23 protein-coding genes and 2 pseudogenes are annotated in these 26,011 nt (G+C 62.7%); 10 read left to right on the top strand and 15 right to left on the bottom strand.

Features of this window, described 5'->3' with window-relative positions; translation table 11 throughout:
* Both ASE88_RS19835 and ASE88_RS04295 read right to left on the bottom strand, forming a co-directional pair.
* A partial coding sequence (locus ASE88_RS19835) for a DUF1428 domain-containing protein (protein WP_082466200.1) occupies positions 1-650 on the bottom strand: 650 nt, incomplete at its 3' end.
* The gene (locus ASE88_RS04295; protein WP_055876491.1) at positions 647-1,342 is read right to left on the bottom strand and encodes a glutathione S-transferase family protein; all 696 of its coding nucleotides are present in this window, start codon (positions 1,340-1,342) and stop codon (positions 647-649) included. The genes ASE88_RS04295 and ASE88_RS19835, both read right to left, overlap by 4 nt.
* Before the next feature lie 520 nt (positions 1,343-1,862).
* On the opposite strand from ASE88_RS04295, the gene ASE88_RS04290 reads away from it, so the two are divergent.
* The 3 genes from ASE88_RS04290 (at position 1,863) to ASE88_RS04285 (ending at position 5,613) form a co-directional block, all read left to right on the top strand.
* A complete protein-coding gene (locus ASE88_RS04290; protein WP_156356903.1) occupies positions 1,863-2,057 on the top strand; it encodes a hypothetical protein in 195 nt (64 codons plus the stop codon).
* A 7-nt stretch (positions 2,058-2,064) separates the two neighbouring features.
* Positions 2,065-2,235, top strand: a complete 171-nt coding sequence (locus ASE88_RS18735; protein ID WP_156356902.1) for a hypothetical protein — start codon at positions 2,065-2,067, stop codon at positions 2,233-2,235.
* An 897-nt stretch (positions 2,236-3,132) separates the two neighbouring features.
* Positions 3,133-5,613, top strand: coding sequence for a TonB-dependent receptor domain-containing protein (locus ASE88_RS04285; RefSeq protein WP_056475747.1), 2,481 nt, complete (start codon positions 3,133-3,135; stop codon positions 5,611-5,613).
* A gap of 274 nt (positions 5,614-5,887) precedes the next feature.
* On the opposite strand, the pseudogene ASE88_RS18730 reads toward ASE88_RS04285, so the two are convergent.
* From ASE88_RS18730 to ASE88_RS18725, 5 genes and pseudogenes are all read right to left on the bottom strand, one after another.
* Positions 5,888-6,024 (bottom strand): annotated as a pseudogene (locus ASE88_RS18730) (IS3 family transposase); the annotation flags it as partial.
* Positions 6,025-6,089: 65 nt separating this feature from the next.
* A pseudogene (locus tag ASE88_RS18135) lies at positions 6,090-6,656 on the bottom strand (FadR/GntR family transcriptional regulator).
* A gap of 71 nt (positions 6,657-6,727) precedes the next feature.
* On the bottom strand, positions 6,728-8,110 hold the full coding sequence (locus ASE88_RS04275) for a glycoside hydrolase family 27 protein (RefSeq protein WP_235527810.1): 1,383 nt from the start codon (positions 8,108-8,110) through the stop codon (positions 6,728-6,730).
* A gap of 771 nt (positions 8,111-8,881) precedes the next feature.
* Positions 8,882-9,139, bottom strand: coding sequence for a hypothetical protein (locus ASE88_RS04270; RefSeq protein ID WP_056475739.1), 258 nt, complete (start codon positions 9,137-9,139; stop codon positions 8,882-8,884).
* 137 nt (positions 9,140-9,276) lie between these two features.
* The gene (locus ASE88_RS18725) at positions 9,277-9,567 is read right to left on the bottom strand and encodes a hypothetical protein (RefSeq protein WP_156356901.1); all 291 of its coding nucleotides are present in this window, start codon (positions 9,565-9,567) and stop codon (positions 9,277-9,279) included.
* A gap of 263 nt (positions 9,568-9,830) precedes the next feature.
* On the opposite strand from ASE88_RS18725, the gene ASE88_RS04260 reads away from it, so the two are divergent.
* Positions 9,831-10,136 carry a transcriptional regulator gene (locus tag ASE88_RS04260; RefSeq protein ID WP_055877212.1) on the top strand — a complete coding sequence of 102 codons (306 nt, stop codon included), beginning with the start codon at positions 9,831-9,833 and terminating at the stop codon, positions 10,134-10,136.
* A gap of 293 nt (positions 10,137-10,429) precedes the next feature.
* Entirely contained in the window at positions 10,430-11,182 is a 753-nt protein-coding gene (locus tag ASE88_RS04255) for an SDR family oxidoreductase (protein WP_056475731.1), read from the top strand.
* Positions 11,183-11,497: 315 nt separating this feature from the next.
* On the opposite strand, the gene ASE88_RS04250 is transcribed toward ASE88_RS04255, so the two are convergent.
* Positions 11,498-12,454 (bottom strand): aromatic alcohol reductase, encoded by a 957-nt coding sequence (locus ASE88_RS04250; protein WP_056475728.1) that lies wholly within the window; start codon positions 12,452-12,454, stop codon positions 11,498-11,500.
* Positions 12,455-12,523: 69 nt separating this feature from the next.
* On the opposite strand from ASE88_RS04250, the gene ASE88_RS04245 reads away from it, so the two are divergent.
* Complete coding sequence (locus tag ASE88_RS04245; protein ID WP_056475727.1) at positions 12,524-12,955, top strand: winged helix-turn-helix transcriptional regulator; 432 nt, start codon at positions 12,524-12,526, stop codon at positions 12,953-12,955.
* Positions 12,956-13,126: 171 nt separating this feature from the next.
* Here the strand turns inward: ASE88_RS04245 and ASE88_RS18720 are convergent, their stop codons facing one another.
* The 4 genes from ASE88_RS18720 to ASE88_RS04235 form a co-directional block, all read right to left on the bottom strand.
* Entirely contained in the window at positions 13,127-13,831 is a 705-nt protein-coding gene (locus tag ASE88_RS18720; protein WP_156356900.1) for a hypothetical protein, read from the bottom strand.
* A gap of 418 nt (positions 13,832-14,249) precedes the next feature.
* Positions 14,250-14,507 (bottom strand): hypothetical protein, encoded by a 258-nt coding sequence (locus ASE88_RS18715; protein WP_156356899.1) that lies wholly within the window; start codon positions 14,505-14,507, stop codon positions 14,250-14,252.
* A 103-nt stretch (positions 14,508-14,610) separates the two neighbouring features.
* Positions 14,611-15,180, bottom strand: a complete 570-nt coding sequence (locus ASE88_RS04240) for an alpha/beta hydrolase (RefSeq protein WP_055876425.1) — start codon at positions 15,178-15,180, stop codon at positions 14,611-14,613.
* A gap of 175 nt (positions 15,181-15,355) precedes the next feature.
* Positions 15,356-15,808 carry a YbfB/YjiJ family MFS transporter gene (locus tag ASE88_RS04235; RefSeq protein ID WP_056475720.1) on the bottom strand — a complete coding sequence of 151 codons (453 nt, stop codon included), beginning with the start codon at positions 15,806-15,808 and terminating at the stop codon, positions 15,356-15,358.
* Positions 15,809-16,154: 346 nt separating this feature from the next.
* On the opposite strand from ASE88_RS04235, the gene ASE88_RS04230 reads away from it, so the two are divergent.
* From ASE88_RS04230 to ASE88_RS04215, 4 genes are all read left to right on the top strand, one after another.
* On the top strand, positions 16,155-17,075 hold the full coding sequence (locus ASE88_RS04230) for a universal stress protein (protein WP_235527809.1): 921 nt from the start codon (positions 16,155-16,157) through the stop codon (positions 17,073-17,075).
* A 70-nt stretch (positions 17,076-17,145) separates the two neighbouring features.
* Positions 17,146-17,796: a LysE family translocator gene (locus tag ASE88_RS04225; protein ID WP_056475716.1), complete on the top strand. Its 651-nt coding sequence runs from the start codon at positions 17,146-17,148 to the stop codon at positions 17,794-17,796.
* 122 nt (positions 17,797-17,918) lie between these two features.
* Complete coding sequence (locus ASE88_RS04220) at positions 17,919-18,584, top strand: NAD(P)H-dependent oxidoreductase (protein ID WP_056475713.1); 666 nt, start codon at positions 17,919-17,921, stop codon at positions 18,582-18,584.
* Between the two features lie 211 nt (positions 18,585-18,795).
* Positions 18,796-19,608: a universal stress protein gene (locus tag ASE88_RS04215; protein WP_056475710.1), complete on the top strand. Its 813-nt coding sequence runs from the start codon at positions 18,796-18,798 to the stop codon at positions 19,606-19,608.
* A 264-nt stretch (positions 19,609-19,872) separates the two neighbouring features.
* On the opposite strand, the gene ASE88_RS04210 is transcribed toward ASE88_RS04215, so the two are convergent.
* The 3 genes from ASE88_RS04210 to ASE88_RS04200 are packed head-to-tail and all read right to left on the bottom strand — an operon-like array spanning position 19,873 to position 25,744.
* A complete protein-coding gene (locus ASE88_RS04210; RefSeq protein WP_235527808.1) occupies positions 19,873-22,047 on the bottom strand; it encodes a glycoside hydrolase domain-containing protein in 2,175 nt (724 codons plus the stop codon).
* Positions 22,044-23,195, bottom strand: coding sequence for a YdcF family protein (locus ASE88_RS04205; protein WP_414893363.1), 1,152 nt, complete (start codon positions 23,193-23,195; stop codon positions 22,044-22,046). Before ASE88_RS04205 ends, ASE88_RS04210 begins: the two co-directional genes overlap by 4 nt.
* Positions 23,192-25,744 carry a TonB-dependent receptor gene (locus ASE88_RS04200; protein WP_055876406.1) on the bottom strand — a complete coding sequence of 851 codons (2,553 nt, stop codon included), beginning with the start codon at positions 25,742-25,744 and terminating at the stop codon, positions 23,192-23,194. The genes ASE88_RS04205 and ASE88_RS04200 overlap by 4 nt, the downstream gene beginning before the upstream one ends.
* Positions 25,745-26,011 lie beyond the last annotated feature (267 nt).

The following is a 26,011-nucleotide window of genomic DNA, read 5'->3' as shown; positions in this document are numbered from 1 at the left end:
GGGGTCTGCATCCGCGCGTCCGCCATGACTTGGGGCATGCCGGCGTCGCGGGTTGCCTTGTCCGGCCACTCGACCCAGGAATAGACGACAACCTCGTTACCTATCGCATGAACGGCGCGTGCATAGTCCGTCTTCTCGCCGGTGGGGACGTCGTCGCCCCAGGTCTCGACCACGCGGATCGCGCCGTTTTCGAGGAAGGCTGCCGACACCGTACGCGCCAACGCAAAATACGCGTCCTTGTTCGCAGGCGAGACGGGCAGGGTGATGCCATCGACATATCCTGTGCCCGCCGCCGAGCCTTCTTCGACCTCCGCCTGGAACCCCGCATAGATCATCCGGCTGCCGTCGAAGGGCATCGATGCGCCCATCGCATCCATCCGCGGGTCAGTCATCATCCTGGCACTGGCGGCATCGCGGGTGGCCTTGTCGGCATATTCGAACCAGCTGAAGACGACGGTCTCGTCCGCGGTCGCCTGAACCGCACCTGCGAAGTCGTTGAGCGTGCCGACGGGGACGTCGTCGCCCCAATTCTCGACCATCCGCGCCACGCCGAACTCCCTGAGAAACCCCACCGCGCCGGTCGCATGCTCGAGATAGGCCTGGCGATTGGCGGTCGGCACCGCGAGGACGAAGCCTTCGATATACGTCATGCCTGTTCTCCCTGCTCGGCGAGCCATGCCGCAAATTCGGGCGGCGGGCTGCCGGTGAACCCCGCCATCTGGTCGGCTAGTGCCTTGACGAAGGCGGGACGCGCCGTGCCGCGTTCGACATAGGCGATGAGGTTGGGATGGCTGTCCAGCAGGCCCTCGTCGGCAATGATCCGGATCACTGCCACCATCAGAAGATCGCCGGCCGTGAAGACGTCGCCGTCGAGCCAGGTCCGGTCGCCCAGCCGCCGCGACAGTTCGCCGATCCGCTCGTCGATGCGATGGAGAACGGAGGGCAGGCGCGGCGCCGACCACGGCTCGCCGCGTTCGAATAGCGTCGCGATTGCGTGATCCATGATCGGCGGCTCGACTGTGTTGAGCGCGGCGAACATCCATTCGATCGCGCGTGCGCGTGCCGCGGCATCGGCGGGCAGCAGCATATCGCCATGCGTGTTGGCGATATGCAGGACAATCGCGCCGGATTCGAAGAGCAGCACGTCGCCCTCCTCATAGGTCGGAACCTGGCCAAAAGGCTGACGCCCCCGGTGCGGTGCCTGCTTCTGCTCACCCTGAGTCAGATACATCACGTCGTAGGGCTGGCCGACCTCTTCGAGCGCCCAGCGGACACGGAGGTCGCGGACCTGCCCCCTCGCAAAATCGGGAACCCAGTCGAATGCGGTGATGGTGGGACGCATCGAGACACTCCTATCGCGGTTCTGGCTGGATCATTGCTGCGACGCCCATATTCATTCTCAGAGTCGCTTTACGGCTAGCCCGATGGGCTCAAGCTGCTCTCGATGATCGCGCGCCGGGCAGAGATGACATGGTTACCATAGTGCAGTGCCAACGATCGATGGACGGCCCTGGAACACATGTTCTTCGCCAAGGCCGACGCCTGCCGCTCGGCCTGTTCGCGCTTCTTGCTGTGGCGAGATCATAGTCTTGAACGTCGGGCATGGCAGGCCCTCTGCACTGCGGGCGGAAGCTGATCCCAGCTTTCTATCGTCACCGTGCTCGCGGCAAGGGTGATGGCGATGGGATAGCATACGCCGGTGCAGCTTGGCGAGATACAGCGTCCGCGCGGTCCGGCTCGTGGAGTATTCGGTCTGGCGCGCATCGGGTCTACCGCCATGTCGGTGAGGTCGCCGGCACCTGTTTCGGGCCCAAGCCGCGATGGGGTGCTGCAGCATGTCGCGATCGCCCAGCCTCTTGGTCGTGGATGCCGTCATCGATCGCCTGGGTGCGGGGAGGGCGCCGGTACAGGAGGCGATGATGATTGTCGCCCGGCGCAACTGGTCCGACGCGGCCGCCTGCCGCTCCGCATTCTCGTGGAACAGCCTGCCGGTGTCCTCGCCTGATCGTCTCGGTTCGATACGAGTGGCCGGCCTTGGCATGCGCACCTCGCGGTAATGCTGCGATGGCGGCGGACATCATCAATTTTGGGCGCGGCGAGCCAATCGAGGAGCGTGACGCCGCATCATCGCTCGCCGCTCGCCGCCTGCCGCTGGCAAAACGGGATCGATGCCTTTTCCGCCGTTACTGCAATACGACGCTGCCCATAGTTCTGAATCGCCCCGGGTTTGTCTGAGGCTCGACCTCCTGAGAAGATGGGGCCATGACGAGCAAGACGACCAACAAGCTTTCGCCCGAACTGGCGAATTGATATTGAGCAGGTCGAACGCTTCATGAAAGACAAGGGGATGATCAGGTAAAAAAACGCGTCTAAACTAGAGGTCAACGCCCGCTAAATCTCCAACTCTAGAGGTTGCGGCCCAGAGAATCGAACTTCCTGGGCCGTGGTCAGTCTGACGAGATCATTGTGTGGGCTCCAAAGGGGATATACACCCGATTGGGTGGTGCGAGCGGATTTGCCGCCACGCTCTACATGCGGAACCCGCGAATGGATCGACGCATGCCGCGTGAAGACATAAGGCGTAAGGTCTTTGAGCAGGACGATCCTGTAGATGCCGGAAGCCCGTCAATGCACAGCTTAAATATCGCGCGGGTAACGTCCACATCAAAACCGATGTCGGGAGGAACAGCGATTGTGCCATTCAAATGGCGTTTCTAGTACTCCCCGTCGCGGAAAATCCTGTGTTCGACCGGTATGCAAACCGAACCACATCTGCCGACGAAAACCATGGAACGATCTTGATCATGGCCGCGGTGCGTGCGCCAAGACGTGTCTCCAGGACTCTCCGATCAGACGACATCAAAAGCGAAGGGGCAGAATCGGCGGCAAATGCTTCGAGAGCGAACCGATCTTTGCTCTTGCCACTTCTGTTGCCACAAAGCGCCGTATTCCAGACACGATAGCTCGTTCCACTGCTGATCGACCCACTCGCGAGACCGTGACCATGATCGACACCCCTGCCATCTTGATCTGCGTCTCGTGAGGTATCGCTTAGAGGTTCACCCTTTTCGAACGATACTCGCTTGCCTTGCGGGGAGCGTGGCATTTCCCGGGATTGGTTTGGCTCAGAAAATGTCTCTGGAGGCACAGTCATCTAGCAAGTACGACATCGTCATCACCGGTCAACGGACCGCCGGTAGCGCGGTTGGTGCTGTAGATCCGACCGCGACGCTGGATCAGGCGGCGATCCAGGCGTTGGGCGCGACCGATCTGAAGACTTTGCTCGAACGCCTCAAAACGCTCACGACGTCGGCAAGCGGCGGGGATCCGGTCTATCTGCTCAACGGCCGACGGATGTCGAGCATGAACGAACTCTACAGCCTGCCGCAGGAGGCGATGGAAAAGATCGAGGTCTTGCCGGAGTCCGAGGCTGCACGGTTCGGTTTTCCTGCCACGGTTCGCGTAATGAACTTCATCACCAAAAAGAAGTTTCGTGCGATCACGTACCAACAGGCCACCGGCACCACGACGGAAGGCGGCGGCGAAACGAACTATGTCGAGGTAACCGCCGCCCGCATCGACGGCCCGCGCCGCGCAACGCTGACGATGTCGCATCTGCGGCTCAACCCGATCCTGCAAAGCGAACGGGCGATCGTGCCCGATCCGGACACGCTTTATGCGCTTGGCGGCAACATCACGGGGGTAGGCGAGGGGAGTATCGATCCAGCGCTCGATGCTCTGGGCGGTAATCCGGTTACGATCGCCGCGGTGCCGAACGACCCGGCAAGTCGGCGGACTTTGGCGGGATACGTCGCCGGCGCAGGGGTGCCCGCGGTTACCGATGTCGGGCGCTATCGCTCACTCCAGCAGCGGAACGATAGGATCTCTGTCGACGGCACGGTCGCGGCGCCGATCGGCAAGTCGATGAGCGGGTCGCTCAACCTGTCGATGGAGGCGCAAAGGAACACTGGCCTGAACGGCCTGGCGCCCGCCCTGCTGAGCGTACCGGGCGGGAGCGGCGTGCTTCCCTTTACCGACGATGTCCTGCTCTACCGCTATCTTCCCGACGCGGTTCTCCGGCAGCGGAACACGAGCCTGACCCTGCACGGTTCGGGCCTGGTACAAGGCAGTATCCGGCGCTGGGGGTGGAACGTCACGACCAGCTACGACCGGGTGCAGGCTCTGACACGTTCGCAACAAGGCGTCCCGATCGACGACTTGCAGACCTCGATCGATGCGGGCGGCGATCCGCTGGCGATGCTGAGCCCCGAAGCCTCCGCGCTGCGTCAGGACTATCGAAGCCGGACCGTGACCGGCACATTGCTGACGAAGGCGGTCGCGAACGGTCCGCTGGTCAAGCTGCCGGCCGGCGACGCGCAGATCACGCTGTCGGGCGATTACGCCCGATCGAGCAGTTCGGGGAGCCTGCCGGGTTTGCAGCAATCGACCCTCGACCTCAGGCGCACGACGAAGGGGGCAAGCGTCAACGCGGATCTTCCGATCGCCTCCGCCAATCAGGACGTGCTCGCGTTCCTCGGGCAACTGTCGGTCAACGGCATGATCGGTGTGTCGGACGTATCCGATTATGGTCGGCTGGTCAGTTCCAACTATGGCCTGACATGGTCGCCGGTGCGACCGATCCAACTGATCGCGTCGGTCAACGAAGCACAGACCCCGCCGACGATCACGCTGTTGACCAATCCGACGGTCACCACGCCGAACACGCCCTTTTTCGACTTCACCACCGGCACCAGCGTGCTCGTCACGACGATCGCCGGTGGCAACCCTGCCTTGGCCGCGGAGCGACGACGGATTGTCACGCTGGGCGTGGCCGTATCGCCGATCAAGGCAAAGGATCTGCGGCTTACCGCCAAGTATATCGAAATGCGCATCGGCAATCAGACGGCGACGCTGGGCAGCGCCACTGCGGCATTCCAGACTGCCTTTGCCGACGCGTTTCAGCGTAATGCTGCAGGGCACCTCGTCAGTGCCGACCTTAGGCCGGTCAATATCGCGGGCGAACGCGAAAAGAAGGTGCAGGTCACGCTCAGCCTGTCGACTCCGATCGGTCGAACCCCTCCGCCACAGACGCCGCCCGTTGGCATCGCGGCGAAAGACCGCCCGCCGCCTGCTGCGTCCAAACCCAGGCCGCAGATCTATGTGTCGATGACCACGATGTGGCGGCTCGACGATCGCCTGTCGTTGCGGAACGATCTGCCAGCGCTGGACTTGCTGGATGGCGACACGCTGACCGGCACCGGCGGGCGGCCCCGCTGGGAAACCGAATTGAACCTGAGCGGATCGCTCGGGGCCGCGAACATCGGGCTGTACGGCCGTTTGCAGGGGCCGACTCGGATCCGCAGCGACCTAGCGGCGTCGGACCTTCGCTTTTCGGGGCGGACTTGGCTCGTGCCCTACGCATCTCTCAAGGTCGACCAGATCGTCAAACGTCCCTGGGCGAAAGCGATGACGCTGCAATTCACGGTCGAGAACCTGTTGAACGATCGGATCGATGTGCGCGACCGGCTCGGGCGAGTCCCAAACCGTTTCCAGGCTGCGTACATCGATCCGCTGGGTCGCTCCGTCCGGATCGGTCTGCGCAAGCTCTTCTAAGACGTGCGGCTCGCGGATTGCTACAAACGTTGGCCGTTCGAAACGGTTCTACTTTGCCGGATCGGTTACTGCAGTGTTAGGGGGAGGGCGTGCTTTGACGATCATCCTCCCGACTGTTGGTTCTTGATTGGGACGATCACGTTTTGCTGTTTCACTTCGAATACAAGAAGGGCGCTCTGATGGGGCAAACCGTCTGGGCTACGGAACCGCCCCGATTATGCCGGCGGCCTCGGATCGTTAGTCATGCTGCCATATCGATCGTGCCTGCGGCAGGTTAGTAATGATCTTTGGCTTCGGCAGCCGGAATGTTGTCGATGGGCTGCAACAGTCGACGATGGTTGAACCCGTCGACCATTCGAGCGTGGCGTACTCGACGGCTTCGAAGCTGCGCCAGCGGCCGCGCCGGTTACAATAGCCCGCCCGACATCCTGGCTTGCTTTTGCTTTAACGAAATAGCCCAGCCGGCTGTAAAGCTTTTATGCCATCTCTCCGTTTGGCGCTGCGCGAGTATCAGCAAGCGCCAAGTCGACAAGTTTGCGCATTGCCGCCGCGGCAGCCTCGGGCTTCTTGTCGACGATGGCGTCATAGACTGCATCATGGTCTGGCATCGGATCTCGTGGAAGCGCTCTCTCGTGCCGTTTCAATTGCGTCGTCCACGCGACTGCCGCGGGTTCCACGACGGCGCGCAGTTCAAACAGGCTGCGCAGCAATTGCATGTCGGGTTCGCCTACAAACGCCTAGGCCAAAACGTCTGGACCGAGCATATTCTAGCGATGCCGCGGCAACACGCGCGTGCCCGATTTAGGCCGGCTCTCCACCAGGCCCTTGGCGATTAATACTTGCACCGCTTCGCGGTAAGCCGCGCGACACTCCTAGCGTATCGGCGAGGACAAGCGCACCCGATAGAGCATCGCCCGGCGTGTAGTCTCCGGCCAGGATCGCGCGGCCAACGTGCGCGCGACCGCACCGCCCAGCCGACGGCCGGACGTTTGCGGCGTCCTCCCGTCATCGACCGCCTCGATCATTGCCAATGTCTTCGCCATCGTGCCCGCAGTTTGGAGGTCTCGATCATTCGGCCAGGTCGCCTTGGCTTAGGAAAATAATCAGTCCATTGTTACGTCAGGCGGTAGAGTTCGGCACCGTGCGGCGCAACGGTTGCTTGAATCCGCCCATTTGCCGAACCGAGCGTGCGGCCGGTCCAGAGATCACGCACCGCGACCTGCCCCGATTTCTCGAGATCACGCAAGCCAATTCCGATTGCCTTGACCTTGTCGGTGGTGTTGAAGAAGGCGACGTAACGGTCGTCGCTGCCCTCGGGCTTTGCAGACCAGATACGGGCACCATCCTCTACGAAATGGGGACGATTGTCCGTAGACGCCTGGTTTACAGCCAGAACCGCGCGGTTGGTCAGCAGCGCCAGCGTCGGTGCGTCAAGGTTACGCAGATCGCCGCCCATGATGAGTGGCGAACGCGCGATCGACCACAGGGTCATCAGTGTCCGCTGTTCGTCAACGGTGAATTTCGTATCACGCTTGCCAAGCGCCAGACGGCCGAGCGGCAACATGTCGGCATCGGGCCACGCGCCCGGGCGGCGCCACTGGTTCCAGTTCTCCAGCCGGGTGAACTGCGCCTCCAGCATCGCCCACTCGTCCCAGAAGTCGTCCGAAATGCGCCACATCTGCGCATGTCGGCGTACATGCTCGCCGCGGGTCACGGGCGTCTCTCCCGGCGACAGACTGAGCATCATCGGGCGACCCGTGTTGCCGATCGCCCGGTGCGCAGCTTCGATCTCGAGCGCATGCGCGTCGTAGGGGCGGCTCATGTCATCCATCTTGACGAAGTCAACGCCCCAGTCGGCGTAGAGCTTGAAGACGCTGTCGTAATAGGCCTGTGCACCCGGCTTCGTCATGTCGACACCATACATGTCAGGATTCCAGGTGCAGATGCTGGTCATGTCGGCGATGTCGCCCGCCCGGTACCTTGTCCCAAACACGGGGAGATTGCGTTTGACGGCAAGTCTCGGGATGCCGCGCATCAGGTGGATGCCGAACTTCATGCCCATCGCGTGAACGTCTGCGGCGAGCGGCGCAAACCCCTTGCCGCCGGCTGCTGAAGGGAAGCGGTTGGGGGCGGGAAGCAACCGGCCGTAGTCGTCGATCGTCGGCAGCGGGTTGCGGTTGTATTCGTAGCTCGATGCTTCGGGCTCGTACCATTGGATATCGACGGTAAAGACGTCGTAACCGAAGGGGAGCAGTCGATCGGCCATGATCTTCGCCGTTTCGCGTGCCTGCGCTTCCGTTATGGTCGTGGCGAAGCTGTTCCAGCTATTCCATCCCATCGGCGGACGCGGCGCAAGCGCTGCGGTACCGGATGCGGCAGTCTGCCCACCCGCAGCGCTCGACAGCATCATCGACGTGGCCGCTCCGACCACGCCCGATGCCAGAATGCCCCGGCGACTTACGTTCATGCTTCGCATCACCATCTCCCTGTGTTCCATCGCTGCGTCTCATACGCATGTCGTATTGCCAGCGCGCATACCGTTGGTCCTGCTACGGCTACATCATTGCTCAGAGTATTGTCGATTATATTTGCCAGAAGCCTCAGAGCGGGTAAGCACCCATAAAATGGTGCTTCCCGATAAGTTAAGCATATGAACATCGCTAACATCCGCTACCGACATGGTAGGAACTCGTCCTAGCATATTTCAGCTTAGGATATGGCCGAAACGTAACTTATTGATATTGAAATGCTCTGACAAGTTAATGAGCGGACGGTCAGTCAGAAGGGCATAATGGAAGGAGGTATGAGAGTACATCGGCTTGCGGGTTCGACTGTGCTCGCATTCTGCTCGGTGCCGGTTTTTGCTCAATCAAAGGCGGATTCGGTAGCGCCGACCGGGACGCCGCAGTCGAACACGTCGATGGAGCCGATGGGCCCGTCAGAGGCTGCGCCAACCGATCGGGACCTCGTCGTTACGGGTATTCGCAGCAGCCTGCGATCCTCGGTCGCGGCCAAGCGCAATGCAGCCAACATAGATGATCCCATTTCGGCTGAAGATACCGGGAATTTTGTCGACAACAACGTAGCCGAATCGCTGCAGAGGATAACCGGCGTCGCAATCGATCGGTCCGGTGGTGAGAGACCGTGAGCGAGCCCGTGACCCGAAACAGAAGCAACGGCAGCGCTAGTCGGAAGAAAATCTCTTCACTGAAAGCTGCTTTTAGACTCAGCAACAGCGCGAGCACGGCTTCCCGGCGGTTTTGGGGTATCAGGGCTTGGGCAGGGCCCACTCGCGGCGATAGGCTTTCTGGAGGCGGCGCCACTGGATGGCGAGGGAGAGCGCGATACCGGCCGAAAGCCCCCGTGCGATTGGCAGCCATTGATCCGTGGAAGTCTTCTCGTCGGACTGCAGCAGCCGGTTCGCTGGTTCGAACGCCGAGGGGAATCCGTCGAAGGGCCATAGCGCGTGCGCCAGCCAAAGGCTGACCGCACTTGCACCGGCGAGAACCACGAAGCTTTCGGGCAACCATCGGCGGTAGAGATGCTGCCGCTCGAATGTGTCGGATTGCGTCTGGAACTATGCGTATGCCGCTACATCACGCCGCACCCATCATGCACCGGCCACACGCATGGTCGCGATCCAAGCCAAGGTAGGCACCATGTTCATTTCAACCGGCTCATTTTCCAAACTGGAAAATGACCATTGCTTTCCATATCGTCAAGTCGTAACTTGCCGGTTGAGAAAGCGGGCGGAGGGCTCGCGGGAGAATGACCCATGGACAAAGCAGAGGCGGCGCGTTCGCTGGAGATGATGCGGACGTCGCGCGACGCGTTGGCCGGGCGGATGAAATGGTCCTTCGGTCGCCACGCCGTGGTCGGACTGTTGCTGGGCGGACTAATCGCCGGGTATGCGCTCCCCGGTGCATGGCCGGTGATCGTTTCTTCCGCTTGCATGGCCGCTACCGCTATGGTCGTTGCACGCGATCGGCGCCGGGATGGGTTCGTCGTTAGCGGCTATCGAGCTGGGCAAACGCGATGGGTGACATTCGCGATGCTGGCGGTCGCGTTCGGTGCGCTGGTGGGCGCCCTCGTCCTCAAGACACGCTATGGTCTGACTTGGGCGCCGGTCGCGATAGGGAGCGGCATGGCAGTGTTCGCAACGACTCTCAGTATCGTATGGGAGCGTGTCTACCCGCGGGAGCTAGGTGGAGCGCGACATGGGCGTTGAGAGGCTGGATCCATTGATTCACCCTCCAGCGCGGCTGCAGCTCATGGCGTTGTTGGCCGATGTGAGCGAGATGGAGTTTGGGACAGCACGCAACGTTCTCGGTGTCAGCGACTCGGTTCTGTCCAAGCACCTCGCACAGCTCAGCGACGGCGGGTACATCGAGTTGCGAAAGGCAACAGTCAACACACGGCAAAGGACCTGGATCGCAGCTACGGGCGCGGGCCGAAAAGCCTTCAAAAACCATGTGGCCGCGTTGCAAACTCTTGCATCCGGTCGAGCGCTTTCTCAAAGGTAGTCAGGAGCGTCAGGCGTTCAGGTCGCGCTAAGCGGATTTTGAAGGAATGGCCGCATCGTCTGCGCCAGAAAGCTGCCGTTCCGCTTTCCTCCCACCCCGGACGTTTAGGCTGGCGATCCGGATCCCGATGACGGTCATTCGTCAAGCGCGATCGCCGGGGCAACTCCCGCTACGAGATCCCACGCGCGGAAGCTCACCCAGACCAGAGTCATCTAATGACTTCGATGACAAGGAACGGGACGCGCACAGCAGAAAGGCTGAATAGCCGATAGCCTCCATGAAGGAGCCGATAAATGAAACTGCTGGACGGTAAGGTCGCGATTATCACGGGAGCTAGTTCTGGCATCGGCACGGCGGCTGCAAAATTGTTTGCCGCGCACGGAGCGTCCGTGGTGCTCGTTGCCCGGCGGAAAGCGTCGTTGGAACTGGCTGTTGATGAAATCGAGGATCGAGGTGGTCGCGTGCGCGCCATCATTGGTGACGTCACGAAAGCGCGCACGCACGATGAGGCGGTTGCCGCAGCACATAATACGTTTGGCGGCTTGCACATCGCCTTCAACAATGCTGGCTCGGTTGGGACCATTGGGCCACTTGCCGAGATTGAGCCTCGCCAATGGTCGGACGTGCTGGCAGTGAATCTGACTGCGGCCTTTCTTGGCGCCCGAGCGCAGATCCCTGCCATGATCGAGCAAGGGGGCGGCGCGCTTGTTTTCACAGGCAGCTTCGTTGGCAATAGCGTGGGTCTGCCTGGGATGGGCGCGTATGGGGCAGCCAAGGCGGGGATTATGGGCCTGGTGCTTGGCATCACAGCCGATTATGCCGCAGTCGGCATTCGCGCCAACGCGCTCCTGCCGGGGGGCACAGCGACCGACATGGCCGGCGATGACGGCCAGCGCGAATGGGCTGCCGGCCTCCATGCGATGAAGCGGATCGCTCACCCCGAGGAGATCGCCCAGGCAGCGCTGTTCCTGGCCAGCAATATGTCGAGTTTCGTCACGGGATCGGCGCTTTGGGCGGATGGCGGCAACGCGGCCGTAAAACTTTAGCAAGTTCTGACGATCGGTGGCTTCGAGTGCATGGCCTGGAAGCCGCAACCGTCCCCAATCAGCAGTCTTTTCGAGTTGCTTAGCAGTCTCGCCCACTTTTGGACGTCCAGGCTGGCGATCGGGGCGCCCATAATGGCCATTGGTCGAGCGCGATCCTTCCTGTTCCCCGTCTCCGATTGGCTATTTCGGGAAAGGCCAATCGGGAACGGATTTTGGGCAGCAAGCTGCGCCAGGTCGCTATCGGCGTGATCGCCGGGGCAACTGTCCCACTCTGGGGGCGTCTTTGGGAAGTTTTCTATAGTCATCCCGCCTCCATCACTTTTCTGATTGCGCCCCTCGCAGATCGGCACCGATCAGGGCCGCAACGTCGGTGACCGAAAGACCCTGCCGATCATTGAACGTGCCTGCCTTCGGCCAGGACACACCGCGACCGATCGCAAAGGCGGCGCGGTACTTCCGCATCATGTTCTTCGGATCGTTCGTGAGCTCTTCCATCAGGAAAGGCACGGTCCAAACCGACCGCTTGAAGGCCCGGCCCAATGCCGCCTCCAATTTATCCGCGACCTCGCCATATGTGACGGTGTCACCGGCCAGGAAGACGATCTCGTTGCGGATCGTCGGCTCGAAGAACACGATCTCGGCGGTCAGCATACCGATGTCATCCGGCGTCGTCAGCGTCACAGCGGTATCAAGGCTGCCGAGCGCGTGAACTTCGCTATTCTCCAGATCGACGACACCAAAGTCTGGCTCGAACAGGTAGCTCATGAACATGCCCGTAGAGATGATGACCCACTCGGTCTTGTCCTGCGAGCGCAGCAACTCGCGCACATCGAGCTGCGCATCGAAGATGTCCTGCGGCCCGCCGCGGCCGATCGCCTCGAAGTCGACGCCGAACTGCCACGGGAAATAGCGCGGGATACCGGATTGCAGCGCCGCCTTGGCGAGCTTCATCGGCGTGTTAATCCCCGCTGCGTAGCCTGCGCAGCCGATCACCGTATCGTAGTCCGAGAAGAGCGATGCCAGCTCATCGATCGTGTCGTTCACTAGGTCGCCGAGTACGATCTCGATCCCCGCTTCGCGGATTTCGGCGATGTCACGCTGCTTGGAAGGATCGCCCGACTCGACGGCACTCTCGCGGAGAAGGACGCTGATCTTGGCACCGTCAATGCCCTTGGCGCGACGCGCCAGATTGCGGAGCACGGGCATGCCAAGCTCGCCGGCACCCAGAACGAGGATATTGCGGGAGTTCACGTTGGAGACTGTATCGTTCATCGTTCTAACTCGTTTCACCTTGGATGCCGGTTATCTGGCTAGCCACGGGCAAACGTGAAAGATGGGTACATGCGTGATACTGCCGTTCAATCTTTGAGCGAGGAGGACATCCTCCGATATTCGCAAACGGTTTGTGATGGCCTGCGGGACGATGACGACGGGGTCCGCCGTGAGGTGTTGGCCCATGCCGGCAACCGCTGGTCGCTTGGTGTCATCCATACGCTTGGCGTGTACGGCCAGCTTCGCCATGCGGAAATCGGCCGACGGATGCATGGTATCACGCAACGGATGCTGACGCGCACGCTGCGCCATCTGGAGCGCGATGGATTGGTGGTGCGTCACGACTTCGAGGAGGTGGTTCCTCATGTAGAATATGCTCTATCCGAAACCGGACTGAAGCTACTGGTCAGGATGGTTCCCCTGTGGACGTGGATCGTCGAGAACGTCGACAGCTTTCGGACGTCACGGGAGATGTTTGATCGACAACACGCGGCAGAATAACCCTGAAGGTAAGGTAGGCTTACAGGCTTAGCCGTCCAGAAATACCATCGTCTTCGCAAAGGCCGCATCCCACTATGTCTGCTATCTCAATAAATCGCACCGTAAGCGGACCGTCCGCTTTCCAATTATCCCAGACATTTGTGATGCAAAACCAAAAGTTTTGGATCAGCGTCAATACCCTACTTCCAGCGTCACGATCGTCAGTCGACCTCTGATTTTACCGACTAACGTGACATTGCCACTAGGGGAGTCAGGGCTGCTCATTGCCATGATGGCGGTGGACGTCATTTGAGCCGTGAAAAGAGGTTTGAAGATTGCTGTTCCCGGCGCGGTAACGATGGTGACCTTCGCCCGATCATCAACCCAAGCGCTGTAGCCCCATGCTGCCCCTATGAACCGTAGTGAGCGGTTGGCCGGTGCCGGAGGAGCGGCCGGTTCATACAACGATCGCGGCCCCTCACATCCTGTTTTGCTCAACCGGCCATTGGAGAGTGTGCCTCCCTCATAATCAGCTTCGAGCACGTAGCAGCGACCGTCACTCAATGAGACAGTAACGGGCAGAAAACCCGTGGACCATGCCGCTACGACATGCGATTTGCTCGTTTCGGCTATCGCGAATGCGCCAACAACCTTGGCATGGCCTACAGCCGAGCCGCGCGTGTAGGCCGGATCGACGCGAAACACGTTTGATACCGTCGTATCAGGGATGCGGGTAAGTGCCGGCGCGCTCAGATCTGACGGCACCGCGACACCCGGTCGCGATCCGTTACCGCTGTATCCAGCGGACGGGACGAACTGCGCATGAGCGCTGATCGCTGCGACCGCTATGCTAATTCCCGCGGTTGTACGGGCCCATGCTGATGCCTTGTTATTCATCTGCTACTCCTCGATCGAAGCAACTTACGGCAATGATGGAAAAGAGCCAGCTGACATGTTGGCGGTCGGCCTGACGCAAAGAGAGTTTGCATCGCACAATGCATGGTGGGAACCGAGAAAATTTCGCCGACGCAAAAGAATGACGCATCCGAAACGCCCGTTTCAATAACCGTTTTCCGGGGGTGCGGCCCCCAAGGCCGACCAAGGTCGGTTGCAGCGTGGCGGCGAGGGTGCCGTGGCGGGAAAGGCGGTAGCGCGATTCAGGATCGTGCTGGGGGTCGGTGATCACCCTGGCGGCATGATGCGGCGGATGGCTTCGGCGATACGGCCGATACGACAGCCAGAGCGACAAGGGGGCAAAGCCAATCCCGCCGTCGACGCGGCCGATCCCGTTTGGATGGCCGTCAATCGTCTCGTGCTACAGCGATCCCTGCCAGGCGACCAGCCATCCGCCGAGCCCGATCAGCACGGGAAGCGGACCCTGCGCGTGAACCGCAATAAGCGCGAACGCGCCGGCGTAGATCAGGACGGCGATGGCGAGCGTGGGTGATGCGTTGACGGGCATCCTCGCGACGAGATTTCGGATATCCACCTTCGTTGCTGCGCCAAAACCCGCTCGATGGAAGTGAATCAAAGCAAGCAAAGGTGCGCCGTCGGGATACGTTTGCTTCTTCACGATGATCCGCGAGCGTCGCCCCAGATATGAAGTCTGGCGATCTCCGACAGGGCGCGCGCATGGTCCGAGCATCGGCTGCTCTCACGCGATGGCCGGCGTCCAGCTAGGCGTCGCCGATCGCCTGGATGATGCGGTACGCGGCATCGACGTCACGCTCGACGACGGCGGAGGTGAAGCGTTCTATGATGGCGCGCAGGCGATTGGTCGGTGCCGTTGCCGCGCTGAGGAGCGGGCCATCGATGAGGCGACTGCCCCATTCCACGCCCAGGCGCTGCGCTTCGTCATCGGCGCCGACGACGATCGACGGGAAGGGCAGGCCGATTTTCGGCGCCGCAAAATGACGGTTATGCGAGCTGGTGCCTTCGGGCGCGACCAGCAAGGCACCGGCGACGTTTGCGGTATAGGCTTTCGGTGACAGTCGCGCCCACCATGCGGCCGCCGCACAGGCACTACCCTGCGCCAGGAGCATGACAGCTCGATCGGACGCCGATACGGCGGCATCGATCCGCGCGGCCAGCGCCGTGCGCTCAGCGGCAGTACGGTTGCGCACCGCGATATGCTGCGCTTCGCCAAACCGCGGAAACTCCCTGAACCGCTCGAAGATGGAAATGGCCTGGTCGGGGACGAGTGCGATGAGCGTCAGCCGATGGCTATCCAGGACAGCAACAGACACAATCCGGTCTCCCTTTGCGTGGACGCGCAAGCTGCCTGCTTCCGGTCGGCGGCGCAATGCAGCTGTTCAGATACGCGCCAGATCGTTCTATCCTGGGTCCCGGCCGAGATCAGGGCGATTTGATTGCGTGCAATAGGTCATCAGGTCATGCCACGCAGCGCTTTCCCCGTCCGACTCAGCGACGTCCGTTGGCCTGAGACGACTTTTTCGGGTGCATGAAGAACGACAGACCGGCGCCGACCAGGAGTAGCGCTAGCGAAGCGCAGAACGGGATCGACCAGCTTCCCGTCATGTCTACCGCCGCGCCGAACACCAGCGGAGAGAGGATACCAGCGATCCCGAAGCCGAAATTCATCATGCCGCTGGCGGTGCCGGCATAGTGCGGCCCGATATCCATCGGGACAGCCCAGATCGGCGCCACCACAAGCTCGGAGAAGAAGAACGCGAGCGACAGGCATATTGCGACCGTGGTCAGATCATGGGTGAGGACAATGGGCACGAGGAACACGAACGCGCCAACCATCCCGACGATGATCAGGTTGCGCCGCGCTGCCTGCAGGCTGCCAGCCCTTCGGTAGATATAATCGCTCACCGCTGCGCCGACCCCGTCGCCGACGACGCCACCCAATAGCACGCCGCCCGAGAACGGCGCTGAATGTTTCAGGTCGAGCCCGAAATTCTTGAAAAAGACACGCGAACAGTGGCAGCAGCTTGCGGCGCGTATAGGCAAGAAAGATCGTTGAAACGTGATTTGCTACGCCGGGTCGTCTACGCGAACGAATCGGTCGCCATTCGCAACCGGCATTTAGGCCGATCTGGATCATTCTCTGATTCAAAGGGCGAATGTACTTTCTAGACTATGACAAAGCAGCTTTTTCACCGTACACCCGAACCCTCGGGTCTGGCCTCCTTTTGATCACCACGACGGATCGTCTGGATCGGCTGTCCGTCGCGCGACTGCGTTATCAGCCTCCATGATCGACGGCATCACTTTCCCGGACCTACGGGAATCTACGCAAGGCCAGCGGCGCATTTGGCTGTCATTGCTGGTGCGAGGAGAAGTGATCATGCTCAAGAGCGTTTTGGCCGTCGTCGACAATGGCGATGTCGCTGCCCCCTTCCTCCGGACGGTCGCTCGGTTTGCGGAAGCGAGCGGCGCCCATCTGGAGGTCGCCGTTCTTACGCCGGCACCGATGACCTCCCCGGCTCTGGCCCCCTTCGGCGCGCTGTACGTGCCCGAGGTCGTCCTGATGGGCGACGATGCCGCCAACGTTGCGAAGGTGCACGGCGCATTGCGGGATTTCGGCGCCGCCAGGGATGTCTTCGGCTTTCACGACGATGTGGCATGGCTCGCGGGAGATCTGCGGCGGAGCCGGCAGGTGGCGGATATTATCGTCTTGGGCGCGCTCGAAACATGGGCGACACCATGGCTGCGACGGCGTGTCGCGCAGACGCTGATCCGGGCGAGCGGTACACCGCTGCTGATCCTGCCCTGCGACGCCGACATCACCCGGGTTCATCGGGCGATACTCGGCTGGACGCCATCGCCCGAAGCTACGCGCGCGCTGCACGCGCTGATCCAGCTGGCGGAACCCGACGCGGTCATCGATATCGTGACGGTCGGCGACACGCTGCATCAATGCGAGCGAGAGAAGGATGCGCATGGCGAGGTGAAGCGGCATCTGTCCCGGCACGGCTTCACGGCGCAGGGGCACTGGATCGTCAACGCGGAGAACCCCCCCGCCGAAACGCTGACGCTCTATGCCAAGGAGCAGAACGCCAATCTGCTCGTGATCGGCGGGTTTGCGCATACGCGCGTCCGCGACATCGTGCTGGGGGGAGTAACCCGCGACTTCGTAGAGTCCAGCACGGTCCCCATCCTGATCGTGGGCTGAGCGAAATCCTGTCTCGCCAGGCCCCAAGTCTCGCGGACGATCACGTGCGATACGCGGTGGACGGTAGATCATGCATGACATCGCGCTGACGCTAGGCCCGATAGCGCTCCCGACGCTGTCGCGATTCACCGCCACGGCGCTGCTGATCGAACTGACGCCCGGGCCGAACATGGGCTATCTTGCCATCGTCGCCGCGCAGCGGGGACGATCCGCAGGACTGACGGTGATCGCCGGCGTGACGCTCGGCCTGGCATTCTATCTCGCGGCAACCGTTGCCGGAGTCGCGCAGGGCGCGCTCGACAACCGGTACGTCTACCAGACGTTGCGCTGGTCAGGCGTGGTCTACATGGTCTGGCTGGCGTGCGATGCGTGGCATCCAGCAACGATGACCGATATGCGCGCGCTGCCGTTGCGAAGAGCGCGGCTTTTCTTGCGCGGGCTGCTTGCCAACCTGTTAAATGTGAAGGCCGCGATTCTCTACGCCGTTCTCTTGCCGGGCTTCTTCGACGGTACGCGCGGCAGCTTGCCATTGCAGGCGTTGATTCTGGGATCAGTGCATCTCGTCATTGCCACCACGGTCCATTGCAGCATCGTCGCGCTCGCGTCACGGTCGCAGAGATTGGTTGAGAACCGCACCTCAGAATGGCTGGGCCGGAGTTACGCGGTCGCACTCCTGGCCGTGGCGGGTTGGCTCGCATGGAGCACGCGCGCGTCCGCTTGAACGCCAGCCCCGGGCAGCACGGCTGCGCGGGGCATCTGTATAACTACGCATATCTCGCGCCTGCGTCACGGGCGATGATGTGGCCGGCTCAATCATGCTGGGGCGTGACGAGGACTCCGACCATGAACACCGCTGTTCCCGAACTGCAGACCGCGCGAGCGACGCACCTCGTCATCTGCGCCAACCCGTCGTCCACAAGTTTCGACAGCGCGATCGTCGATGCCTATTCGGTCGCCGTCCGCGAGTGCGGTCACCAGGCGGTGGTCCGCGACCTCTATGCGCTGGGATTCGATCCGGTGCTGAAGGACGACGAGCGCCCCGGCCACGCCGGATGGGCGCCACGCGCCGACGTCGCCGAAGAACTGGACCATGTCCGCGACGCCGACGTGATCGTCCTGGTATATCCGATCTGGTACGGCCTGCCGCCGGCGATCCTGAAAGGGTATATCGATCGCGTCCTCGGCGCGAACTACTCGTTCCGTGCGGTCCACGACCGGCGCGGACAGCCGGGACTGGCAGGTAAGCCGCTCCTGTCGTTCAGCACGTCGGGTCTGCCGCTCGACTGGTTGAGCGAGCGCGGGCAGGTGCTGTCTTTGCGCGAGATCCTCGATGTCTATCTGTGGCGGGGCTTCGGCATGAAGCAGAGCGAGCACGTCATGATCGAGTCGGTCGTGCCGAACATGAGCACCGCATACGCGACCGCACAACTCGATCGCGTCCGCCATACCGCTGCACGAACATGCGCCATGGTGGACGATAGCCTTCTCGTAGAGGTGGATGAGTCATGATGCGCGCGACGCCGGTGCGCGGGGGGCCTCCCCCACCGATCCGAACCTCGCCAAGCAAGGCTATCTCGGACGGCGCGACGCGGATGAGATCAAGCGGGCCGCCGCGGCACCGTCCGTGCCGCCGCGGCCCCGGATATCTGGGACGCTGCGTCGATCGACCCCGGCTCGCGTCTCGTACCCATGCCACGCAACCCATGAAAGGAGACGACCGATGAAGACCATCCTTTTGCTGATCCACGACGATGAGGGGCAGGAGGCGCGCTATCAGGCCGCGCTGGATGTCGCCCGTGCGGTGGGTGGCCATCTCGCGTGTCTCGACCTGACCATCGTTCCCGAATATGTCGGCGACTATTCCGTACCAATGACGGCGGGTGGATTGCTTCTCGCCGAGGAAACCGCGGTCGAGGCGGCGCATGCCAGCCGGATGCGTAGCAGGATCGAGCGCGAGGACGTGCCGTTCGACTGGACCAGCACGACCGGTTTCCTGTCGCAGACGCTGGAGGCGCGGGCTGGACTGATCGACCTCATCGTCGTCAGCACCGATCATACCGGGGCGTTTTTTGCACACATGACGCATGTTATCGGCGACCTGCTTGTCCATACCGGCAAGCCGGTTTTGGCGGTCCCACCCGCGAGCTGCGGTTTCACGGCCCAAAGCCGCGCAGTGGTTGCGTGGGACGGCTCACAGGATGCCGAGGCGGCACTGTGTTCGGCGCTGCCGCTGCTTCGGATTGCCAAGTCGGTGACGCTGTTCCATGCCGATACCGGCGCGATGACGACCGACGTGGACGAGGCCGCACGCTACCTGTCACGTCACGGGATCAAGAGCACGGTCAAGAACGAACCGATCGGCCTCGAGCGAGTAAGCGAGGCGTTGGTGCGTGAGGTGGCGAGCGAAGGGTACGACTCCGTAGTCATGGGCGGCTTCGGTCATACCCGGACGATCGAGGCGATCTTCGGTGGGGCAACACGGACCATGCTGCTGAAATGCGACGTACCGATGCTGCTGGTCCACCGGCGCTAGCGGGTTGGCGGCCAAGGCAGTCCACGGAGAGCCCCCACGACGGCGGTCGTGGACGCTTTCGTCGTCGGGATTTGCGGGGGGACTATTTGCGTGCCCGACGTTGGGGAGCGGCGAAGGGGGCGCGGCGGTCGGGGTTTGGATCTTTGTCTGGCGTATCGTCGCAGGACCGATCGTCCATAAGTGCTGCCGGGGCCGCAAATCCCGAGCCGGGTGGTGGTAGGACATCCGGGATCACGGCAGCGCCGTTGATGTCGACGGATTCTGTCATCGAGTCGTGACTTTCAACGTCCCGCCGAGGAGCAGATCGGCATGCTGGACGCGAAAGTTCGGCAGGGACCGTCCGTTCAAGGTCGCGCGCGTCATCCTGCCGTGCGCCGGTCCGGCGCGCTGGATCGTCAGTTTATGGCCATTGCCGAGATCGATCGCGCTTTGCTTGAACGCCGGGGTCGTGACCACGTACCATGGTTCGCCCGGGACCAGCGGGTACAGGCCAAGCGTGGCGAACACGTACCATGCCGTCATTCCGCCGGCATCATCGTCCATCCCGTCGGCAAAGCCCTGCGGCGACAGCGCGAAGCTGCGACCGACGAACGGGACCGGCAGTTTGCCGTTGTTGGTATAGGGATGCGCGATCGGCGTGGTCAGGATCGTCCGCACGAGGTTCGCTGTGGCTTGCGGCTGGCCCAGCGCGGTGAACATCCACGGTACCTGGATGTCGGGCTCGTTAGTCATGTTGAACAGCCCGGCATCGAAGAAATGATGCAGTTCGCCGAGCAGCTGCTCGCGCCCGACCGTTGCGGTCATCCACGGCAGGTCGAAGATCGGCGCCCAGCGATATTGCCACAAAGTGCCCTGATACAGCCCACGCGCCTTGACCACGTCACCGTCCGCGCCCGGCGTCTGGAACACCGATCGCCACATCGGGCGGTAGTTTTGCGCCTTGGCGGTGAAGGTCCGCGCGATGTCGGTTCGGCCGAGGTCGCGCGCAAGTTCGGCGGTTGCCCAATCGTCATACGCTGCCTCGATCTGCTCGTCGGGCGTGCCACGGTGGAGCGTGTGGCTGTCCGCGGCCATCCCCGCCAGCGCAGCGTCCGCATCGAACGCAATGCCCTTGCGGTGCATGTCGAGCAGCGCGATCCCGGCATGCTCGGTGCGGACCGTCAGAAATGGCTCGTGCGGGGTCGACCATTGCGCCTTGCCGTCCGCGTAGAGCGCGACCAGCGACTGCGCGATATCGGCGCTGCGCTCGGGCTGGAGGAGGGCGAGCAACGGCATCTGTGAACGGTAATTGTCCCATAGCGACCAGTTGGCGTAGCGCGTCTGTCCGTCGGGTGAGGTCTGTACCACGCCCTTATTGTCGCGGTGGCGGTGATCGGGATCGTCGATCGCGACCGGGGTTTCCATGACGCGGTAAAGCGACGTGTAGAACAGCGCGCGCTGGTCTCGCGAGCCGCTCAGCGCGACACCGCCGAGGATGCGGTTCCAGGCTTTGCGCGTCTCGACCGCGACGGCGGCGAAAGGCTTGCTGCCGACTTCGGTGTCCCGAACCAATGTGGCCCCGCGTCCATCAACGGTCGACATGCCCGTGCGGATTTCGATCGCATCGCCAGCTTTGCCGGCGATTTGCAGCGTCGCCGCGTCGTTCGCGCCGACAGTCAGAGTCCGGTGGATCGGCCGTCCGTTGACGAGGATCCGGCTGGCGGTGTGAAGATGATAGGCACCCTGGTCGCAAACCGTACCTGCGACGAGGTCGGCGCGGAAGTCATCGCTCGCAAGGTTTGCCCAACGGGCTGCCAAGCGTTTCGAATAGCTGTGTCGCGGATCAATCCGCAGGTCGACGGTGCCGGCGCGGGGCAGGGTGAAGCGCAGCACGCCTGCACCCCGCGTCGCTGCCATCTCGGCATAGATGCCGCCGTCGTAGCGGACACGGTAGGTGCCGGCCCGCGCCGTCTCGCTGGATTTGTCGATCAGCGCCGGGCCGCTCTGCGCGGTATAGCGCAGCGAGATCATCAGGTCGCCACCCGCGCCGCTGCAGCCTACGCCGACGCCACGAGTGTGCGAAAAGCCGAGCAAGGTGGTCGCGGCATGGTCGTAGCCGGCGTGATTGGCGGGGCTGGTATCGGGGCCAAGCTGCATCATTCCGAACGGTGCGACTGCGGCGGGGGAGAGCTGGCCGAAATCGGCGAGCGTGCCGACGAACGGGTCGACAAGGTCTGCGGGTGTGTCCTGCGCGGGGGCAGCCGCGGGGGTAGCGAGCAGCGCGAGGAGCAGCGGATAGCTCAACCGCCGCGGCGACCGCCGGGGTACGCTGGGAACGGTCGGGGTGACGGCGCGCGATGCTTCGCTAAGCCCGTCCCCCGATCGGGCCCCGGCGTTTGCCGAGGCTAAACCGGCGATGTGGGGCATGCTGGACAGCGCGTGCGTCAGATATCGGCTCATGGGTCGAGAGGATCGCGCGGATCGTGGCGCAGCGATAGCCGGGACGGCTGAAATTCGAGATCATATACCGAAAGCCGCCGACCGACCGCACCCGGCAAATAGCCCAGCTCTTGGCGATTGCGGTCGGTAAAGGTCGGGCTTTCGATGTATTTGCTTTGCTCGGCGTCGGTCACGATTAGCGTCGATCGGTCGAGCGGGATGCCGAGCGCCACCATCCGGCGCGTCGCGTTACGCAGATTGGTGGTAGTGTGCCGCGCATATGGCTCTAGGATCACGCGGTTGGCGGGGATGCCATAGCGCTCAATCAGGGCACGGCGAATCTCGACTGCCTCGACGTACCGCGTACCGCGCGGATGTACGGCGCTGCCCGACACGAGGATGAACGGTGCGAGACCCTGACGATAGCGTTGTGCGGCAAGCAGCGCGTGGAGCTTGCTGCGCGGGCTGAGCGCGGTGCCGATGTCCTCCGGACCGACGCCGGGCACGATCAGCAGCGCATAGCGGAAGGCGTTCCAGTCGGTCCGGTGCGCCAGCGCGCGCGCACCTGCATTCTCGCGCTGGTCGAGCGGGTCGAACCGCGTTGCCGCCGTCGCGTCGTTCACATCCAGCAGCGCCACCGCCAGCCGTACGCTCGCGGCGATCGTCTCGGGCGGCGCATCGGACGCGGCGCGCGCAGTATTGATCGCGACCTTTACGCTGTCGGCGAAGAACGGCGTGTTCGTTGCGAAGACCGGACCGTCGATCTTCGGATAACGTCCCGGCAGCCCCAATCCGTAAACGCGCAGGACGACGTCCAGCGCCTCGAGCTCCTGGTCGACGCCCGCCGCCACCGACAGGTCCGCATTCGCCAGCGGGGCCTTCTTTCCCAGCCGCCCAACGGCTGCAGCGACCGCCGCCCGGTCTTGATCGGTCCATATCGTCGCCTCGACCACGCAGGCCGGGGCCTCGCCACACGCGGCAATCCGCGCCGCCCGCGCTCGCAAATCGAGCGCCGGCGACCGGCCGAGCGCGCCGAGCATCGGGAACAGCCGCTGCGACACGCCGTCGACGACGCTGTCCGCCACCGCCACCGGTACAGGCGCCTGTGCCCAAACCGGTACGGCGGCCGTCATCGCCAGCGCGGCAAGCGTTAAACGCAACGCCGTCACCAGGACTTGCTGACCACGAGGCGGACGTTGCGACCAAAGATCGGCCGGCCGTAGATCGCGTCGGCAGTGCCCTGGCCGCTCAACTGGTCGGTGCGCGTATTGCCCTCGGTCAGGCCCTTGGCGTTGAACAGGTTGTCGCCGACCACCTGCATCTGCCACGTGTCGTGCGTCAGCGTCATGCCCGCGCCGACCGTCTGGTAGGAGGGCAGGGCGGTATTGTTGAAGAAGTCGACATAGCGTTTGCCGGTATATTCGTAGCGGCCATAGAGCTGGACGGCATTGCCCGCGACGTCGAAGTCGACCGACGGACGGATATTGCCATAGACCTTGGGCTCGCGGACGATCTGGTTGCCCTCGACGTCGCCCGCACTCGCGCCGTTGGCGTTGACGAGGCTCTTATACTGCGGATCGCTGATCGTCAGCGCACCGGTCAACGCAAAGCCGTGCGGCAGCGCAAGGTTGCCGTCGATCTCGATGCCCTTGATCTCTGCCTTGCCGACGAACGGCACCGACTGGTCATTGCGGCCGGTGACCGGGTCGAGCGCGACGAACGAAGCATTGAGGGGATTGTAGCGCGTGTAGAAGCCGATCAAGTACAGATAGGACCGGCCGAACGCGGCCTTGAGGCCGACCTCGTATTGGTTCGCCTTCGAGGTGATGATCGTCGGGGCGATCTGGTACGTGACTTGCGTCGACGGTGGCGTTTCGAGATGCGAGGCGCGCGCATACGCACCGAGGTGCTGCGTGACGTCGTAGTTAATGCCGCCGGTCCAGTTGGTGATGCTCGGGCTCAGCTTGGCATTGATGATCTGCCCGGTGAACGCGCGCACCGCGTTGTCGGCGAGCGTGGACGGATCGCCGAGGTTGGCGGCGGTGGTCGCGAACGCATAGCCGTTGAAGCTGTAGCGCTCGTGGCGAACACCGCCGTCGAGGGTCAGGCCCTTTGTCAGTTCCCACGTGTCGTTCGCGTAGAGCGCGTACATCTTGGCATCGGTGTTGCCGCGGTTGAGCGTTGTCGTGTAGCGTAGAACGCCGTTGTCGGTGACCGAACCGACCGCCTGCCCCGCGGCGTTGTACGCGATCAGATCGAGCGTCCGCGGCTTGCCCTTCACCTCGAGCAGATAGTCCTGATACGCAACTTCGTTGGTCTCGCCGTAAAGGCTGCCATAGACGCCTATGCGCAGATCGTGCGTGCCCAAGCCGGTCGCGATCGAGCGCGTGACACTGAGGTCACCCTGCGTCGAATAATATTTCGAGACGACGTCGCGGAACTGGGCGGGGACGACCAGCCCGGACGCGGTGCCGGGGTCGTAGAGTTCGGCGCCGTTGGTGCCCGCGATCGCATAGCCTAGCCGGGTCACACCGGTGCCGAACGCCTTGCGCGCGTTATCGAGGTTGGTCGGGGTGCCGATCCCATTGCTGGTCGCGTTGGCATAGGCGTTGGCGTCCGACGGGTTGCTGGTCGAATACAGCGCGTCGAAATGGAGCTTGCCGATGCTGACGCCGCCCTTGGCTGCGACCTTCCAGCCATCGTAATCGGCGTCGTACTGGACGCCGACATTGCCGAACTGCGTGTGGCGACCATTGCCGAGATCGGCGGCGACGTTGCGCGTCGTGCCGTCGGCCTCGCGGAAGCGGATGTTCGCGTTGCGCAGCGCGGGCGAGTTCATCGTGCCGCTGAAGAAGTCGATATACCGGTTGAGCGACTTGGTTGGATCGCGCGGGTCGGCGGTCGGGATCGGCAGGTAGAACACGTTGTGGTCGTTCAGATAGTTACCCGACAGACGCAGCGAGCCGTTGCTGAAGTCGTGCTTGATGTTGGCGCGGATCTGGCCGCCGCGATCGTTCGGGAAGCCGTTGTCGCGGTAGCCGTCGTGACGGCGCAGGAACCCGCCAATCGCGTAATAGGTCGACTCGTCGATCGGACCCGCCTGATAGGCGTCGAGCCGGTAGAGGCCGGTGTCGCCGAGCGTGACCTGCGCCTTGCCACGCGTCACGTCGGTGCCTGACACGGTGATGTTGTTGACGATCGCCGCGGCATAGCTCGCATAGACCGGGGCAGGGCCGCCGCGCACGACCTCAACGCGCTGCATCATCAGGTCGAACCGGTTGATGCTGTCGCCGCGGAAAAAATTGCCGTCATTCTCATGGAACAGCGGCAGTCCGTCCTGCTGGAACGTGACCAGGCCGCCGTCGCTCGGCAGGCCGCGCAGACGGATAATGTTCTGGACCTCACCGCCGGTGTTCTCGACCGCGAACCCCGGCAGCTTGCCGAGCAGGTCGGCGAAGTTGATCGGCGCCAGCTTCTGGATGTCGGCATTGCTCAGCGAATTAACCGCGTAGGAGACGTCGAAACGGCGCTGCTGCCGGGCGGAACCGGTGACGATGATGTCGCCGCCGGTGTCCGATATCGCCACGTCGGGCGCGGTCGCGTCCGGGGCTGTCTCGATGGGCGGCGTCGCGGGGGCGGTCTGCGCCGATGTCGGCGACTGCGCCGCGATGCTCAGCGCGATAAAAGCGCAACCCGTGCGCAATCCAAATTTCGTCATTAAGTCGTCCCAGCCCTGTTCGATGAAGGGCCGTTGGACGCGCAAAGTGACAGTTTTATTAAGCGGACGAAATAACGCGATGAAGTAGTCGACCTAGTCGGTCGTGTAACGACTGGGGCGATCGCGGAGAACTGAACATAGGGTTTGCTGCGAAAACTGCTTCTGTAGCCATCCCCATTCCGCTTCGTAGCTTGCCGTGAGCGGTGCAGCAGTCGAGCGCGGCTTGGCCTATCTGACCAAATCTCCGGCTTTGGTACGGTGAGGGAC

Source organism: Sphingomonas sp. Leaf38 (genome assembly GCF_001421825.1).
Lineage (GTDB): Bacteria > Pseudomonadota > Alphaproteobacteria > Sphingomonadales > Sphingomonadaceae > Sphingomonas.
Note: the sequence above shows the minus strand (reverse complement) of the source record. Positions and strands in the feature narration are given on the sequence as shown.